Annotated in this window: 1 protein-coding gene; it reads left to right on the top strand. The window is 63.1% G+C overall.

Going from position 1 to position 420, the window contains the following annotated elements; genetic code table 11:
• Window positions 1-175: 175 nt before the first annotated feature.
• Window positions 176-420 (top strand): hypothetical protein (locus EOD07_RS37245; RefSeq protein ID WP_127238554.1); only part of this gene is annotated, 245 nt, incomplete at its 3' end.

Raw genomic sequence — 420 nt, 5'->3', positions numbered from 1 at the left:
ACCAATGGCCCTGGCGATTGGTTAACCTGCTCAATTTTCACTATTTTCGGGCGGGAACCTTAAGGTTTTCGCGCCGTTATGACCCTATCCCGAATTGTCCGGCGCCGGAGCAATTCCAGGAAGGCGCGCACCGCTTTCCGTCTGGAGTTGCGAAGAAGATTGCAGGAGCTGTCAGATGGCAACCAACAGCAGAAAAACCGCGCCCAAGAAAGCCAGGGCCAATCAATCCAGGGCGGCGCAGGCCAAGGCCGGCGCCGCCCCCGCTATCGCGGAGCGGTCGAAGGACGCCAAGCCGGCTTTCGGCAAGGCGGCGCCGAAGAAAGTGACGCCCGGCGCGGCTCACAAGGTCGCGGCCAAGGGCGCGAAGCCTCACAAGCCCGCAACGGGACCGGCGGCGAAGAAATCGGGCCCGATCCGCAC

The organism is Mesorhizobium sp. M2C.T.Ca.TU.002.02.1.1, from assembly GCF_003997225.1.
Note: the sequence above shows the minus strand (reverse complement) of the source record. Positions and strands in the feature narration are given on the sequence as shown.